This window comes from Enterococcus sp. DIV0840 (assembly GCF_050527835.1).
In the GTDB taxonomy this organism is placed as follows: Bacteria; Bacillota; Bacilli; order Lactobacillales; family Enterococcaceae; genus Enterococcus_L; species Enterococcus_L ureasiticus.
Genome location: NZ_CP172876.1, coordinates 1,446,777 through 1,463,310, shown reverse-complemented (window position 1 = coordinate 1,463,310; position 16,534 = coordinate 1,446,777). Strand labels below are relative to the sequence as shown.

The window sequence follows — 16,534 nt, the reverse complement described above, 5'->3', positions numbered from 1 at the left end:
CTTTTTCTAAAAAACATTCAATCGGTATGTTTTTATCATACGCTTTTTTTGGGGAATGTCAAATTGTATTGATTTCATGTTCTATTTTGGCTTCTAACATCAGTATTTCGACTAATTATCGTCTGATAGTATTTAATTTAGATGGAAGTATTACTAAAAAGACTCATCACATCATCTAATCTACAGAAATTTTCATTGTTTTAGTTAATAAGAAAAAAGCTGAGTAAGTCCTGATTCAGAACATTACTCAACTACTGATTGATTCTTCTTCTAAAATAAGATGAAAATTATTTTACTGAAATGACGTAACATGCTTATTGTCTATAATAATAACTTTCTGCAGGATATGCTCCTCCTTGTTGAGCTAAAATGAGTCTTGCTTTTGTAGCGTCCGAATTGTCCCCGTCAGGATTTTCAAACCCAGCCTTAAAAAGTCCTAAAGGAATTGATCCTCCTATCTCTCCGGTTGATAAACTAGCATATGGGATTTTACTGATTTTGTCAGAATCTTTTATTGTATGAACAGTTTGCCTTCTATTTGTCGTGCCATCAGCATTTATTACCAAAATATCTCCAGTTCCGTTTTGCCAAGTTCCGACTAAGCTGTTGATGTCGCCATTATTGATTGCCTCTATATCTAAATCTCCTTGAAGAGAGGCTGATGGCGTTTGTGCATTCTCAAGTTGATTCAAATAATCCTCATTGGCTTCAAAAAAGATAATAGTATCATCAATCCAAACATCTTTTAATACACGTTTCATTTCACTATTACACCAGAAATACATATAGGTCTCTCCTCCATATGCATCATTTACGTTTGGGAGTAACGCCGAATATTCTGAAACAAACGATTGATCTGGATTTGTTGTGTCTGTTTTTATCACTGTGTAGTAACCGTTATCTCTAAGATACTTATTGCCTTTTGCATTTGTGACAATCAAATGAGTGTAGATATCATTTGGTGCTTCTAAACCGTATGGATTTTGTTCTGTAGAGCTGTTGATTTGAATGGCTTCACTAGATTTAGTGGTTGTAGAATTATTTATAATTGGCTTTGTTGTTGAAGTAGATTGAGTGGAGAGCTCTTTGCTACTATCCTTGACATTCTTACAAGATACTAAGATTAGTAATACAATTAAGATGCATCCAGAAATCTTCCATTTCATTTTCTTAACACTCCTATATCATTATTCTATCAGTTTTAACTCTTACATCATATTTTTAGTACTTAGTATGGTCATTCATTTTATAATTACCCAGTTAATTCTTTTTACAAAGTTTATCGTTTCTTCTAGCTCAAAAGACCTCTTAGCATGAACCTCATCTAATAATTTTTTAGGTAGATAATCTGAGTACTTTGTTTTAAAAGGTTCTACTTCTGACTTTAACTTTAAAAGTACTTCTTCTTTTAAAGAAAAATCTTCAATTTCTTTTAGTAATCCATGAATATCCTTATCATAGGAAAATTTCATTCGCCCATAATAGTCTCTTTTAGAGACTTTCACACCTAAATATTTCATTATCCAGTGAATTGTCGTTGCAACTTCTGTTGAAGCAAAAGTTTCCATTATATATTCATTTCGATCATTAAATATCGCTCGATTTTTTCCAGTCAAACCCTTAAAATGATAAACTTTACGGCTATCATTTAAGAGTGACGATGCCTCTTCATCGATATACTCAAACGCTACATCGCTACAGAGAAGTTCCATAATTTTCTCACCGATTTTCTCATGAAAATAGCCTCCATCTCCAAAGTAACTAGCTGCTTTTCCTTGTTTACCTGAGACTACATAACATTTATTCAACTTATCATCCAATGAAATTATTGTCCAAATTCGACCCGCTAATATAATCTGATCATTTTCTCCTACAAATGGCGTCTTATGTATCTGACCAATAGCTTTAGATCCATGAAAAACCTGATATTCTTCTGGTGACATAAAAATTGCATAGAAATCTTTCCCTCTAAGTAATTTCTCTCCTTCAATTCCAACAACTACCTCGCTAGTTTTATCCAGTAATTCTAAGATATCTATTTTAATCAAATGCTTAACTAACAAGACCACTTTTTCCTCTTCTAAAGTATGAAAAGCCGGGTTAGCCACAATTCTTCTGCAGAGTTCATTTCCGTTAATTCCATTACCTTGCGCACATATTGAGATTATCTGTTGAATAGCAATATCGTACGGTAAAATAAAATCTGTGGCAGGTTCTATCCATTTTTCTAAAACTAACTCCATAATTGCTAATGACTGAAGTAAATTATCTTCGTCTGTCGCATACAATTGTAAAGTTTGTTCAGTTCCTGACTGTCTTCCTGAACGGCCTAGTCGTTGCTTCAAAGAAGAGACTGAAAAAGTACTATCAAGTTGAATAATCAAATCAACAGAACCGATATCAATTCCTAACTCTAATGTACTAGTTGAAACAATAGATTTAGGTCCGTTTGCTTCTTGCATCATTTTCTCTACATACTCACGCTCTTTTTTATCAATAGATGAATGATGCGCATAATAAGTTTCTCCGATGCCTTCCCTTTTGGCTAATCGATTCAAAAAGACTGTAACTTCTTCCACCTTACTACGGCTATTGCAAAAAATGATTGCTTTGGAATCTCGTGTCAATTCACGAATATCTTCTAGTAAGTCAACTCTTAGCATCTTCGCATCTTCGCCTTTAAATGCCATTAAAGAATACAGTAGTTGCTTATCTGAACCTTTTTCTTCAATAATTGTGACATTGTCTGGATCATGGTAATCTACCCAGTTTTTGACAACTTCATAATCATCGATTGTTGCTGACAATCCAATCATCCTATAATTCACTTCATTTAATTCTTTTATTCTTGAAAGCAAAGATTGTAGATGAACACCTCTATCTGATCCTATGAATGAATGGATCTCATCAATGACTACATATTCAACATGCTTGAATATTTTCCCGACATCGTTAGGATAATTAATAAATAAACTTTCAATTGATTCAGGTGTTATTTGTAAGATTTCCGTAGGCTTACTTCGAAATTTCTTCTTTATTGTTGCGGAGACGTCCCCATGCCACTTTGTAATACCAATCCCTAAAGAATCGGAAAGCTCTGTTACACGTTCAAATTGATTGTTAATCAGCGCCTTCAAAGGAGAAATATAAATAACTCGTAATCCTTCTGTCTTATTTCTTTCAATATCAGATAAAATTGGAAGTAATGCAGCTTCTGTCTTACCAGATGCCGTGGCAGATGAAAGGATAATATTCTTTCTGGTCGTTAATATTGCAGGTATGGCTTTTTCTTGAATGGGCGTAAACCGTTTCCATTGCATCTCCCAAATTTTCTTCTGCATATTTTTTGATAATAGGTCAAATGTACTCATACTCTGCTATCCTTCACTAACTGAGAAACGTGACTTGTTTTTTTTAACTTTTTTTTCTTCAATTTGTTGACCAAAAATCGTTTCACGATCAAACGTTGGATTTTGTTGTAGTATGTTTAAAGCACCTAGAAATCGACGAATGATATCTCCAACTGTTAGAAAATCTTCTGCACCAGGTAAATTATACATTTCGATCATATAATTTTTTATCTCATTTTCAGTAATTGTTGTTTCATATGAATAATGAGCGGCATGGATATCACGCAACCGTTGTAATAAAATAAACACTTCATCATTTTTTAAAGGCGTCAAGCGAATAACAGGCTGTTCAAAATCTCGATATTCATCTGTTTCATATTGGTTTATTTCTAACCTTCTTTTTAACGCACCGTAGCTATACAGTCCGCGACGTTCATCCTCTAAAAACTCATTTGTTCCTGAAAAAGTGATATAAAGTCCTTCAACATTTCCTTGAAGAATATCGTTATACATTTTCAAAATAGTTTCGTAATTTTTTTCTCTTGTCTGTACATGAGTGATCTTATATAAATTGATTGCTTCATCAAAATTCACGACTAGCCCACTATAGCCAATCAATTTGATAAATTGAGATAAAACTTTTAAATAGTTATACCAATTATCATCAGAAATAATTTCTCTTAATCCCAAATCATTTTTGGCTTCTGTTCTGGTTCCATATTCACCTCGAAGCCATTTTAATGCACATCTTTGGAGCTCGACATTTTCCTGTAAAAATCCTGTAAAATACTGAATCAATATTCTAGAAAACTCGAATCCACCGGTAAATTCATCAAGTTGATTTACAACATCCTTGATCTTTTCTTCAACTGCTTTTACAACCTCCAATGTTTCGATAGCATCAAAATCGAGTCCCATCTCATTTAATACTTCTTTTTGACATTCATTTATCCAACGATCGATAATTTTAGGCAATGCATTTCCTTCTGGCTGGGTTGCTGTTGATAAATTCTTGATCAACTCGCTATAAATAGATACCGCTTTTCCTTCGTTTCCGTATAATCTTCTTTCAGGTGAAAAGTCTGCTGATGCTACAACAAATTTCTCATTGAATGCCAATTGTTTAATAAATCCTTGAATAAAACTTTTTCCACTACCAAAAGAACCCACAAAAAAGCGAACAACTGATAATCCGCTTTTGATATTATCTAAATCTGTCATAATCTGTTTTGCTTCTTCTGTTCTTCCGACCATGATATGTTGAATACCTCTTGTAGGTACGACGCCCCCGTTAAGAGAATTTAAAATTACTAAGGAATCTCTTTTTCTAATGTTCATACTTTTTCTATCTCCTTCGTCTTAGCTATAATACTTTGGAACTCTTCATATAATTCAATTACGCTATCTTTCTCCTCTATTAGATTATCATCTAAACTATCTAAACTTTTTTCATTTATATCTGTTATCAAAATACTAAGCATCTGACCATGTTTCTTGGCAAAGTGTTCGGCGTCCTTAATTTCAATTGTTAGATTTTTAAACAAACTGAGAAATGAACGTTCGATTGGATTTAGAGTTTCTGCAAACTCTTCAATTATTTCTTCATCGATTTCAACCGATTGAGCAAAAAAATCATTACTGTTAATGCTTGTTGTTTCAACTTGAACTTTAGAGATTCTTTCCATATCATCTTGGCTATCATTGTCTTCAATCCGTTTATTTACCTCGCTTACTAAAGAATCTGTTTCTTTTTGAAGTTGCTTGATTCTTTCATCATCAAACACAATTACAACTTGCTGCTTTTTCTCAACTTGTAAAGGTTGTGGAATTAAGCTTCCAAATGCAGAAGTTTCTGGTTCCATTACTTGTTTAAATCTTTTTTTGTTTTTTAAAGTATTCATATATTCCAACATCTCATCATGAAGAGTAGTATGAAACGGATTATTTTTTATTTCTAATTGACGTTTTTCTCCTTGAATTACTCGAGTGACATTTTCAGCTAACTTAAAGAACGCCGAAATATCTTCGTATGCTCTGTCCGTTGCATATATGTGTCGTTCTGAATATGTTTTTACAGAAGTCTCTCTTAAAATGACCATTCCTGAAAATAAATAGGCTTGTCGGCTTTCTGTTTTTTCTTCAAAATAAACATCTATGATTTTAAGAGACTCTTTTTCATAAAAGTCATTTAACAAAAACGTACACGTTTTAAATATTTTGTAAATCTGAGAACGATTTGCCTTAAAGAACCTTGTTTCACGATAGTATTTTAAATATGTTTTCCAAACGGTCATAGAGATAGTAGAAATCTCTTTTTCTTCTTTTAAATTTGAGTATAGAGTAGGAGTATAACGTTCATTTATCCATTTTTTAGTTAAGTCAGTTTGATTTAGTTCAAGCAACATATCGAAGATGACTTCTTTTAAACGATCAACCCTATATTTTTTTTTATATGCTTCATATAGGTGTACTAACATACTGACATTAAAAGCTGCATTTTCATTAAAAGAATAGTTTAGCAATTCATAAGTAAATAAGTATATATATGACAAGTCCACATCTAAAAAGTTTAAATTCAAAGCGTTCGTTCTCCAATAAAAATACCAAGCTTTTTGTTCATTGTTCAAATCAGAAAAAATAGTGTAATAACTCGTTAATTCAACTGGTTCACAATAACTACCTGAACTATTTTTGTATTTCAATGAATCCCTTATGAATTCTTTTGCACCGAATGAGCTATATGAATAACTATTCCGATTCGGCTCAGCTATCACTTGTAACAATTCTTCTGGTGTTGTTAGATGGCGATATTCAGCTAAAATGATGGCTGATTCATTGTAGAATAATCCTTTTTTACTAGAATGACGTTTTGTATTGTATTGTTCTTCTTTCACAAAATTTTTGTCATCTATTTTATTTTGTACACCTTTCCCTTCTACTCTTATTTTTTCTTCTTTTAACAATTTTACTATTTCAGCCGCTACTTGATTCTTAACATTTCTCTTCTGATTTTTTATAGTTTCAGAAGGATCTATTTTTTTCTTCCTAACGATTTTTTCGGGCTTTACTTTCATTGTTTTATTTTTATCTTCCGAATGATGCTGAAAAGATTTAAAGAGAGTGAGTAGCTTTTTCTTGACATCCAAAACTAGCGGACTCATTTGGCCCAACCAGCTAAAAATTGACTGCTTAATCTGGTCAATTTTGTCATAATCTAAATGAACTTTATTGGTTATATCTTCCCACAAAGTGGTTTTAGATTGTTTAATCTTATTTCCTAAAGAAAAAATGCCTAAACCTAGCAAAGCCACTATGGTACCGGAAGTGAAATCATTGCTTGAAATAATTCCACCAACTATACCAAAAAAAAGCCAAAAACCACCAAATAAATTAAGTATTATTCCTACTAATTTTTTCATTTTCAATCTCCTCAAAATCAATCAAATCAAAAAATTTCACACATTTATTAATATCATTGTAACAAATTTTATAATAAAATCCACAATAATTAGATAGCATTTAATTTCCCAAAGTTTTATAATAGTGGTAATTCAATAGTTATCCAATTCATTGAGAAAGAAGGAATATTTTGTGAAAGATACTTTTATTGCTTTAGATGTAGAAACAGCCAATGACAACAGACACAGTATATGCTCAATTGGACTTGTTAAATTCGAAAATGGTCTAATAACTAATGAGTTTTATAGTCTTATTAATCCTGAAGAAAAATTTGATTCTTTTAATACTAATATTCATGGCATCGATTATGATCTGGTAAAAGAATCACCTTCATATGAAATATTACGACCTAACCTAATTGAATTTATTGGAGATTCACCAATTGTTTGTCACTTTGCTCAATTTGATACTGGTGCTATTAGAGACGCAAATGCTAAATATGATTTAGAAAATTTTGAATTTAATTATCTTTGCACTTATCAACTTTCTCGTGCTCTATTAACAAGGCTATCTTATAAACTAAAAAATTTAGCAAAAGAATTTAATATTTCTTTTCAGCATCATGATGCATTAGAAGACGCACGAGCATGTGGACTACTATTGCTTGAACTTGCTAAACTTAACTCCAGTATGACAACAGAAGAGCTTTTAGAGCATGCTAATTATAAGTACTTAGGTAAAGTTACCCATTCTGATTTTAGCGGATTTAGAAAAAAAGCTAATTCATCTTCTAAAAATTTGACTCTTTCTCTTACGGAAGCTGATTCTAGTACTTTTAATCAAGATCATGAATTTTATCAAAAAAATATTGTTTTCACTGGAACTCTTATTTCAATGAATAGACGTGACGCTATGCAGCTTGTAAAAAACATTGGCGGTACACCACAGAATGGTGTGAATCAACAAACCAATTTTTTAGTTATGGGTGAACAAGACTTATCGAAAGTTGATAGTTCCGGCAAAAGCTCTAAGATAAAGAAGGCTGAGGGAATGTTAGCTAAAGGGTTAGATGTTCAATTATTAGGAGAAAATGATTTTCTGAAACTAATGAATGAATAATTTATTATTAGGTTTTTTAATAGAAAAACATACTAAGATTAGAGGGTAAACTTATCGACGGATGAGTTTACCCTCTAATCTTAGTATGTTTTAACTTCATATTGATCTAAAATAACTCACTATGCGATCCAGTTCTTGTCAATACTAACACAAGTTGATCATGATCTATTTGATAAATTAACAACCAATCTGGCGTAATATGACATTCTCGAAATCCTACATAATTTCCAGTCAAATTATGATCTTTATACCTTTCAGGAAGTGTTTTTTGATTTTGAAGTAATGTAACAACTTTTTCAAATTCAGAAATCATTTTCCTTTGTTTCACAATTTTCTTATAATCTTTTTTAAATCTTGATGTATAAAAAATCTCAAGCATTCAAATCCTCCATTAAGTCCTCAACGGAAGTAAATCCTCCGTGTAACTGCTTGCTTTTCACATCGTTTAAGGCTTCTATGGTATCTTTATTCGCTTTTCGAATTTCAAAAGGAATGGCTTGTTCTGTCACTGCTTGTTTTAAAAATACATTGATAGCACTTGTCATATTCAAGCCTAATTCATTAAAAAGTTGTTCTGCTTGTTCTTTCAAATCTTCATCAACTGAAATATGAATTGGTTTTTTTTTTACTGTCGGCATCTTTATCCCTCTTTTCGATTCTTTTTCTATATTATACTACTTAACAACATTTTAGCAACATAGTAACAACAAAAAAAACTAGGAACAGTTATATATTTGTTCCTAGTTTTCGATTAAAATTTCTTTAATAATAAATCTTACATCCGTGTAATCATAATCTATTATTATTTTAGTTACTCTACTTTTTACCATATAATATTAGGATCAAGAATATTATATTCCCGCCAACCCTTCAGCTTCTTCAACAAGTCCTTCTATTTCTTCACTTAATTTTATCCCAAGTTCCAACAAATATTGAAATTGTTCTTTAAACAATATATTAAATTCACGTCCCAACCAAAAAAGTTCGTCATTGTCATTTTTAGCTATTCTTTTAGTGGAGCCAGACGCTTTTTCAATAGCATCAACCTCAATAAATTCCAACGCTCTAATCTGTTCAGCTTTCATTCTTATGTTATATAAGTTTTCTTCTAAATCTCTTGCCATATTATTACTCCTTGTATATTATATTTAAGGTTTTAATCTTCCGATTTTAGTGGATAACCTTATGAACCATTGTTATTTTTCATTAGGTATTAACTCAATAAATTTGAGATAATATAATTACTGGATTGAGAGGCTATGTCGTTTTCTCCTTGAGTCTATGAGCTCGTCATCGAAAGACTGACACCTCTCTCTGTTTAGCTGTTTACGAATGAGTTAGATGTTGAAAGCCTTCTGGCTTTACTCCGTATCTAGAACAAGGTAGTAACGCTTTTCAGTTGAGTGGATTTCAATCCAAATCCTTATGAAGGCGGTATAATTATGTTCTACATTGGAATTGATATTGGGAAACGTTCCCATGTTGCTTCAATCATGAATGATGAAGGAAAGGTTGTTCTTAAAGGATTTTCTTTTCCGAATACCATTGAAGGTGGAGAAAAATTACTTGGAAAAATTCATGATTTTTCTTCTTCATCAGATGATTTTACTGTAGGTATGGAAGCTACCGGTCATTATTGGTTAACGGTTTTTTCATACTTACATGAAAAAGAGTTTTTAATTCATGTTCTTAACCCCATCCAAACGGATGGGTGGCGTAAAGGGACAGAAATTCGTAAACGTAAGAATGATATTATTGATTCAGTTTTAATTGCAGATCTGATTCGCTTCGGTTCCTTTGTTGAAACGACACTCTCTGATGAAAATATTTTTTCTCTTAAACAGCTTTCCCGTTATCGTACTTACCTAGTTGGGACAGCGAGTGACTTTAAACGTAAAATCATTGCCGTATTAGACCAAGTTTTCCCTGAGTATGACTCAGTATTCGGTAAATCAGGTGTTTTTGGTAAAGCATCAAAAGAAATTTTACTTGAATTTAGTTCTCCTGAAACACTCCATGATATCTCTGCGAATACTCTTGCGAAACTACTTAAAGAAGCGAGTCACAATCGTTTAGGGATAGATAAAGCCAATGCCTTAAAAAGTGCTGCGAGTCGATCTTTTGGTATTACTTTTGCTCAAGAGACCTTTACTTTCCAATTACGATCAATGATTGAACAACTTAAATTTCTGGAAGCCCAAATTAAAGATACTGAAACTGAAATCAAAAAAATCATGGTTACTCTGCATTCTGTCATTGAAACGATCCCAGGGATCGGACCAATCAATGGCGCTACTATTCTTGGGGAAATTGGAGACATTAGTAAATTTTCCAATCCTACAAAATTAGTCGCATACGCTGGTCTAGACGCGACTGTTTCTCAGTCTGGTCAATATCAAGCAACACATAACGTTATGAGTAAACGTGGTTCCCCTTATCTTAGAAAAGCCTTATTTTCAGCTGCTTTAATTGCAGTACAACATGATCCTGTTCTTAAAGCCTTCTACGAAAAGAAACGTTCTGAAGGGAAACACCACCTCACAGCTCTTGGAGCAGTTTCCAGAAAGTTATGTTACATCGTTCATGCGATTCTCAAAAAGAACGAACCTTACGAAATACGAATGTAACTCAAAAAAATACCTTTGCTTTCTCTTATTTGTTATGCATTTTTTTGTTATTAAATTTTGGACTAATTCTTTTATTCTTTACTTGACTTCTTATAGTTAGTCTTTCAAATTAATTATCCTAACGACTTTCATTTGAACAACAACCAATTAAAATACAAATGTAACAACATAAATACTTTGATAAAAAGTAGAATGACAATTAAAGAATATGATACAAAAACTTTCGATTATATCTATATCCACTATTTAGGCAGATAAATATCCGTTTTTATTCGCCTAAATTCACTTCATTACTCTTTCCTCCAATAATTCCAATCGACTGTCAATCATTTCACTAGCGTCTTTACCATAAAAAACGATAGAAGTATCCCAATTATAGTATGCATAATCTTTTTCTCTACTAGCTGAAAACCAATTGAATGATCCGTCTACTAAAGCAAGTTTGTCTACAATAATCATTTTGCTATGAACACGATTTAGATCAATTAACTTGGCACCTGTCTGCTCTAGCAGTTTTCTACCATATTCATAACTTCCTTTCCTACTTTGATTGATAGAAGGAGACGTATAGATAAAAATTTCTTTTCCTTCTATCACTTTTTGTTGTATCAAATTCAATAACTCAGAACAATAATTTTTTAAAGTATAATAAGATACATAGGGTGAAACAATATGAATACATTTCTCTGTTCGATTAATCAGTTTTTTTAAATAGTCATCATGATCTGGAACACCTTCTATTCTTTGGACATTTCCCTCTGATACTCTATTGTATTTTTCTAACCCATGAATGGCATTGTGTTCTGACGCAAAAATAACTTTTGCCAGCTGCGCAGAAGGTAAATTCCCATCTAAACTAAAAATATTTGTATCTCCAAAAACTAAAAAACTATCTTTAGCTCTAGATACAGCAACATTTAACATGTGAACACTTTTATCAAAAAAGTAAGTACCTTTATAAGAAAAATCATAAACAGTTGAAAAAATTACTACAGATTTTTCAGCACCTTGCAATGCATGTACTGTACCGACAACAATCTCCTTTTCTTTAAAACCTAATTTTTTTAATTCATTGTTTATCACAATTTTTTGCGCTTTAAAAGGTGTAACTACTGCGATAACCTCTCCAATTGTTTTCTTGTTATACATTTTCAATAATGTATCTTTTTGATCATTGATCCAATTTGCTATCGTTCTAGCTTCTATTACATTTGCCATACTATTATCTTTTCGCATCATTTTCCCGATAATATGTCCGTAGCCCATAGGTGGTAGTTTATCTTTATAATAACTCTCTTCTTCTTTTCGTTTTGCTTCTAGTTTTCCATCATATGCCAAAGTGTTACAATAAGTGATAATTTCCGGTAGACACCTACGATGTTCACTCAAAAATAACCCACCACTTAAATGCGTATATTTATGGAATTTACTTCTATTTTGAGCAACTTTCATCAGATTACCACAAGATGCTGATAGCCCACTATTCATGAATAGCGACATTTCATCTTGATTCGTTGTAAGTAATTTAAGAATATTTCCTTTATCTACTTCCGTTGCCATGTTCCAAATAGGCTCAATTTGTTTTGTATCACCAACTGCTAAATATTTTCTTGCAAGCGACAGGCTAGCTGTGCTTATTTCAGGACTAACTTGCCCTGATTCATCCGTAATTAATAAATCAATAAAATTAAACATCGGCTTATTTTCATAAGAGAAAAACACTGGTACTTGGTAAAGTGTTCCAACAATACAAGGTGTCAACATAGCACTTCTGATCCATCTTTGTTGATATTCTTTTATTGTTTTAACAGAATTAGGTAGTTGCTCTTTTTCGTTCATTTCGTCGATGGAAATGAGCCACTCTGCTTCCCAATAATGCGTTGCAAATAAAAATAATAAATACCTAATCGTTTTATCTAAGTGTTCATTGAGATGATCGTAACTTAGAACTTGATCTAGATGATATCTTTTTAAGAGTAGTTGATAGCGTTGTTCTTCATTCTTTATAGTTTTATCGTTCATTGATAGTTGCTCTTTTTTAGCTAATAGAGATTTGGCTAATTGTTTTTCATTTTCTAATAAGCTTTCTAACTCCTCAATTGAGGAAAGCTCATTGAGTTGACAGAATTTCTGTTTTCTTTCTTGTTCACGTTTTTGTTTTAGGTGTGGAATAATATCTAAAATATTACTTGCTTTGGAATTAAATGTTTCCCACTCAAAACAGGTTGTTTTTAATGTTGTGAGCTTTAATTGATTTTCGTCTATCGAATTATTAATCTTACCCATCAGATTATTCATTTCTGCTATCATTGCTTTATAGTTTTTTGCTTTTGAGTGAAATTCAATAAGATCATGCAAGTCTCTAGATAGCATCACTAACCAACGATGAATTTCTTTTTTAGCTTGTTTAGTGGTACAGTCTTTTTTATTAAAAGTTTGTTCAAAATTTGATAAAAAATTCAGTTTTGCTTGTTCTAAAAACTCAATTGATTCCATTCTTTCTAAATATTTACTATTATCACTGCTAATTTTTGCTTTCATCGCAGCTAAAGATGCCTCAGAATATTTCTTTTTATTCACAATATACAGACCATAACTGTCTAGCTGAGGAATCCAGCGCTCTTCAAATAAATCGAAGTTTTTCTTTAGTGAATATAATTCTGAAAAATCTGGAAAGTAATTCAAATCAAAACTAGTTCCTTGGCTGTTATCTATTTGGAAGCTTTCAATGACATTCGTTACAGCTTGATTATTGGTTGAGGAAACAACACAAATTGGCGGTTGTTTTTGATCAATAGCGGCTTTGATCCAGTTTGAAGCGATGATACTTTGCAGCAAGGTTGTTTTTCCTGTCCCAGGAGGACCAGTTACCCCTATAATTTCCCCGTTATCCAGTGTATTCATATGGCGAACTACTTCTCGTTGGCTAGGAGAAAGTCCGAAAGTTGGTTTCATTTGGCCTAAATGAAATTTGTCCATTTCTATTTGCTTTGTTTCTGATAGTAAATTGGGATCTGTTGAACTATTCTTATTACCTAAAAAATTGTTTAATAATGGTAACTCTCCATTATGTTTTGTTATCGAGTCATATAGTTTTACAATTCGTTGAGCAGCTCCGCCATTGGATGCTCCTTTAAATATTAAAATATCTTCATCCACTTTTTTAAACCAAGAGATTTCAGTGAAATCAGTTATCTTTTGTTTACATACATACTCAAATAACTCATTTGTCAATTGAGTATATTCGTTCCAAGATAGTTCCCGAAAAGAATGACTTTCTATAAATTGAAGATAATCATCATTTTCTCCGATGACAGATAATTTTGAATTCTCCACTGGTGCAAGCAACATTCTTGGAATCCAAGGAACACCATAGGCTATATGTTTCAACTCACCATTTTTGGTTAGACTTGCTGGGATAATTAAAGGATATAATCGCTTTTCAGATTTACCAGATCCAGATTGCAATTGAATTGGAAACAGAAAAACGTCAATCTCTTCCTCATTTTCTTCAAATAAGCGATCTATTGTCTCTTCATTTAGATCTTTGACAACTCCTGTAAGATAGTCTTGAAAAGAAATCTGGAGTGACTTATTTTTTGTTGGATTTACTTCTGATAAAGAGGCTTGCTCTAAACTCGTTTTATAATAGTCAATAATTTTTTTCATTTTTTATTCTCATCCTATCGAAAGATATTAACATCTTGTCAGATTATTCATTTTCAATTAAATCATATAACATATTGGTAGAAATTAATATAGATTAAATGAAAAATATAGTTTATTCCTAGGTTTTAGTTAAAAGAAGCTTTTTTATTAGTTAAATACTTCAACTCAGCTCCATTTATTATCAAATTTTCGTTCGCTTTTTTTCTCTGTTCGCCTTGATTCTCGCTGTCATTTTATTTATACTTAGTGTATAGAATGGAAATAAAAAAAGCTGAGTAAGTCCTGATTCAGAACATCACTCAACTTTATGACAATTTAATCCTTGGCACCTTTTTGTTTGGCTGGCACCGAATGGAAATGGTCTTGAAAACTTCAAAAACTGTCCTCACAAGTTTGCCAATAGTAAACGAATCACTAGCTTTTTTGTTGTGTCTCTTTTTGGGCTACCACTAGAAAGGATTGCTAGGTTTCTTTATGGTACTATTGACTTATTCAGGTATTGGACATTGCGCCAATGCCTTTTTTGTTTCTATTCTAGGTCTGATTTTTATCGATGGTGGTGATAATGAAACGTAACGATGTACAAGTTAAAAAATAGAAAAATAAAAAACGGCACCTTACAACCTGACTGGCATCACGTTGCAAGGCCCCGAATAAACAGCCTCACGCTACTTGTCCGAGTTGCCGATAGCGCGTACCGAAGTACTCGCATGTTTTATTGTACTTAATTTTGATTGATTTTACTAGTCTCTTTGCTGGATTCTTTCATCTTTTTGGCGATTTCATGTGTTCTTTGGCAAACTATTGCACACGATGAGGCACAGATAGGTCTGATCGTTTTTTATTTTCCTGTTGGTTTTTCAAAAAATAGGAATGGATGTGTAGTGATGAGTAAAGAACAGAATTTGAAGGCAGTACCTTATCAGGATATTTTGGATGTGCGGAGTGAGTTGATCAAGCTTCGATCTTGGCAGAAGTCGTTGGTTTATTTGGATGAGTTTTTTGATGGGAAGGTTACGAGGAATAAGAAGGATATGCGGATGCGGTATTATTCTTGTCAGCAGTTGTATCAGGTTTTTACTGGGGATTTTGAGGGAGTTTTGAAGGAGAGTGAGGAGATTGTAGCGAGGATGGTTCAGAGAGGGAAAGCTTAATTTAATATAAACAAGTATATACTCTTCACTTTCTTAAACAGAAAAGAGTATATACTTTTTTTAATACGTAGAATTACTCACAGTGAGCCTATTTACACAGTTTATTATAATTTTGAAATTTGTAATAATTTCAAAAATTAAAAGATAAAGCTAACTTATTCATATTACTAATAAATTTTTCTCAATTTCATCAATATTCTAAAATTTATTTTTATCATAATTTGACTATTAGGATAGAAAGCGATATCATTAATCCAGAAAGGGTGATTTTATGTACATTGCAACTTTAAGAAAAAAGCAAGGAGAGATTAGAGCATTAAAAGAAACTGCCCCATCATCAAACTTCATTCCAAATATTATTATTAATGAAGGTTCTTTTGAGGAGCTAGAATCCATTCAAAAAAGCTATAAAGGGACTGTTTGGATTGATTGTCGTAATCTAGATCAATTGGATATTGAAGATATTATAGATTTGAAAAGAGATAATAACATCTTCAATAATTTTTTCATTGTTTACCCTGTTGATTATCTATTTTCCTATGATGTTTCTGAACCAACTCATTGTAGAATTGATGCTAAAAAAATTGATCAAATATTTATCTCGGGCTTAGAAAATCAACTCGACTTAGTTCCCAAAAATATTGTTATTGATTTTGGTTTCTTACCCCAAGTTAGCCAATCTGAAATTGATAATGTTTCTAAGTTAGTTCCTCTACTAAATAATAGAAATATTGTCATTTCAAGTGGAAATATTCCTTTGAGCGTTCCTAAAAAAGCTAACGAAAACTTTAAATTATCTAGAGCAGAAAAAGAGTTATATTTTTTATTCAAAAATGAATTTCCGACCACTTCTTTCATTTATGGAGACTATACTACTATTTCACCATTAGATTATGAATCGACAAACCAAGTTATTCCAATAGTACAAATAAAATATACGCTGGATAATTACTATGTATTTTATAGGAATGGTCAAAGAATATCACCTTACGATTTTGTTAAAGTATGTAGCGATATTATCCAAAGTCATGGTAGTCTTTTTTCACCCGCATTTTCTTGGGGCGATAAATTCATTAGTGATGTACATGTGTCAGGAAAGAATAAAGGCAATCCTTCAACTTGGGTCTCAATTGGTTGTTCCCACCATATAAAAAAATGTATTCTAGATAATATATAATATTTCAGAATAATTAGTATAAAACATTAGGATATTAAA

Annotated in this window: 12 protein-coding genes; 4 read left to right on the top strand and 8 right to left on the bottom strand. The window is 32.0% G+C overall.

What is annotated here, in order from left to right; translation table 11 throughout:
- Positions 1-314 precede the first annotated feature (314 nt).
- From IGL98_RS06935 to IGL98_RS06920, 4 genes are all read right to left on the bottom strand, one after another.
- Complete coding sequence (locus tag IGL98_RS06935) at positions 315-1,166, bottom strand: DUF6287 domain-containing protein (protein ID WP_206912072.1); 852 nt, start codon at positions 1,164-1,166, stop codon at positions 315-317.
- A gap of 75 nt (positions 1,167-1,241) precedes the next feature.
- Complete coding sequence (locus IGL98_RS06930; protein ID WP_206912071.1) at positions 1,242-3,371, bottom strand: DEAD/DEAH box helicase; 2,130 nt, start codon at positions 3,369-3,371, stop codon at positions 1,242-1,244.
- 6 nt (positions 3,372-3,377) lie between these two features.
- Entirely contained in the window at positions 3,378-4,688 is a 1,311-nt protein-coding gene (locus tag IGL98_RS06925; RefSeq protein WP_206912070.1) for an ATP-binding protein, read from the bottom strand.
- Positions 4,685-6,769, bottom strand: coding sequence for a TerB N-terminal domain-containing protein (locus IGL98_RS06920; RefSeq protein WP_206912069.1), 2,085 nt, complete (start codon positions 6,767-6,769; stop codon positions 4,685-4,687). Before IGL98_RS06920 ends, IGL98_RS06925 begins: the two co-directional genes overlap by 4 nt.
- 172 nt (positions 6,770-6,941) lie before the next feature.
- Here IGL98_RS06920 and IGL98_RS06915 point away from each other — a divergent pair, with 172 nt between their 5' ends.
- On the top strand, positions 6,942-7,868 hold the full coding sequence (locus IGL98_RS06915) for an exonuclease domain-containing protein (RefSeq protein ID WP_206912068.1): 927 nt from the start codon (positions 6,942-6,944) through the stop codon (positions 7,866-7,868).
- Between the two features lie 106 nt (positions 7,869-7,974).
- Here the strand turns inward: IGL98_RS06915 and IGL98_RS06910 are convergent, their stop codons facing one another.
- The 3 genes from IGL98_RS06910 to IGL98_RS06900 form a co-directional block, all read right to left on the bottom strand.
- Entirely contained in the window at positions 7,975-8,247 is a 273-nt protein-coding gene (locus IGL98_RS06910) for a type II toxin-antitoxin system RelE/ParE family toxin (protein ID WP_206913506.1), read from the bottom strand.
- Positions 8,240-8,506 carry a type II toxin-antitoxin system RelB/DinJ family antitoxin gene (locus IGL98_RS06905; RefSeq protein ID WP_206913508.1) on the bottom strand — a complete coding sequence of 89 codons (267 nt, stop codon included), beginning with the start codon at positions 8,504-8,506 and terminating at the stop codon, positions 8,240-8,242. Before IGL98_RS06905 ends, IGL98_RS06910 begins: the two co-directional genes overlap by 8 nt.
- A gap of 213 nt (positions 8,507-8,719) precedes the next feature.
- Positions 8,720-8,992: a hypothetical protein gene (locus IGL98_RS06900; RefSeq protein WP_206913510.1), complete on the bottom strand. Its 273-nt coding sequence runs from the start codon at positions 8,990-8,992 to the stop codon at positions 8,720-8,722.
- Positions 8,993-9,310: 318 nt separating this feature from the next.
- Between IGL98_RS06900 and IGL98_RS06895 the strand changes: the two genes are divergently transcribed.
- A complete protein-coding gene (locus tag IGL98_RS06895) occupies positions 9,311-10,495 on the top strand; it encodes an IS110 family transposase (RefSeq protein ID WP_206842795.1) in 1,185 nt (394 codons plus the stop codon).
- A 282-nt stretch (positions 10,496-10,777) separates the two neighbouring features.
- Here the strand turns inward: IGL98_RS06895 and IGL98_RS06890 are convergent, their stop codons facing one another.
- Positions 10,778-14,164 (bottom strand): AAA domain-containing protein, encoded by a 3,387-nt coding sequence (locus IGL98_RS06890; RefSeq protein ID WP_206913414.1) that lies wholly within the window; start codon positions 14,162-14,164, stop codon positions 10,778-10,780.
- Positions 14,165-15,051: 887 nt separating this feature from the next.
- Between IGL98_RS06890 and IGL98_RS06885 the strand changes: the two genes are divergently transcribed.
- Together IGL98_RS06885 and IGL98_RS06880 are read left to right on the top strand one after the other, a co-directional pair.
- Positions 15,052-15,318, top strand: a complete 267-nt coding sequence (locus IGL98_RS06885; RefSeq protein WP_206913412.1) for a hypothetical protein — start codon at positions 15,052-15,054, stop codon at positions 15,316-15,318.
- A 271-nt stretch (positions 15,319-15,589) separates the two neighbouring features.
- Positions 15,590-16,495, top strand: coding sequence for a beta family protein (locus IGL98_RS06880; RefSeq protein ID WP_206913410.1), 906 nt, complete (start codon positions 15,590-15,592; stop codon positions 16,493-16,495).
- Positions 16,496-16,534 lie beyond the last annotated feature (39 nt).

Excerpts from the sequence above, each read along its gene's own strand:
- IGL98_RS06935 (WP_206912072.1), bottom strand. The coding sequence starts at position 1,166 with ATGAAATGGAAGATTTCTGGATGCATCTTAATTGTATTACTAATCTTA.
- IGL98_RS06930 (WP_206912071.1), bottom strand. The coding sequence starts at position 3,371 with ATGAGTACATTTGACCTATTATCAAAAAATATGCAGAAGAAAATTTGG.
- IGL98_RS06925 (WP_206912070.1), bottom strand. The coding sequence starts at position 4,688 with ATGAACATTAGAAAAAGAGATTCCTTAGTAATTTTAAATTCTCTTAAC.
- IGL98_RS06920 (WP_206912069.1), bottom strand. The coding sequence starts at position 6,769 with ATGAAAAAATTAGTAGGAATAATACTTAATTTATTTGGTGGTTTTTGG.
- IGL98_RS06910 (WP_206913506.1), bottom strand. The coding sequence starts at position 8,247 with ATGCTTGAGATTTTTTATACATCAAGATTTAAAAAAGATTATAAGAAA.
- IGL98_RS06905 (WP_206913508.1), bottom strand. The coding sequence starts at position 8,506 with ATGCCGACAGTAAAAAAAAAACCAATTCATATTTCAGTTGATGAAGAT.
- IGL98_RS06900 (WP_206913510.1), bottom strand. The coding sequence starts at position 8,992 with ATGGCAAGAGATTTAGAAGAAAACTTATATAACATAAGAATGAAAGCT.
- IGL98_RS06895 (WP_206842795.1), top strand. The coding sequence starts at position 9,311 with ATGTTCTACATTGGAATTGATATTGGGAAACGTTCCCATGTTGCTTCA.
- IGL98_RS06890 (WP_206913414.1), bottom strand. The coding sequence starts at position 14,164 with ATGAAAAAAATTATTGACTATTATAAAACGAGTTTAGAGCAAGCCTCT.
- IGL98_RS06885 (WP_206913412.1), top strand. The coding sequence starts at position 15,052 with ATGAGTAAAGAACAGAATTTGAAGGCAGTACCTTATCAGGATATTTTG.
- IGL98_RS06880 (WP_206913410.1), top strand. The coding sequence starts at position 15,590 with ATGTACATTGCAACTTTAAGAAAAAAGCAAGGAGAGATTAGAGCATTA.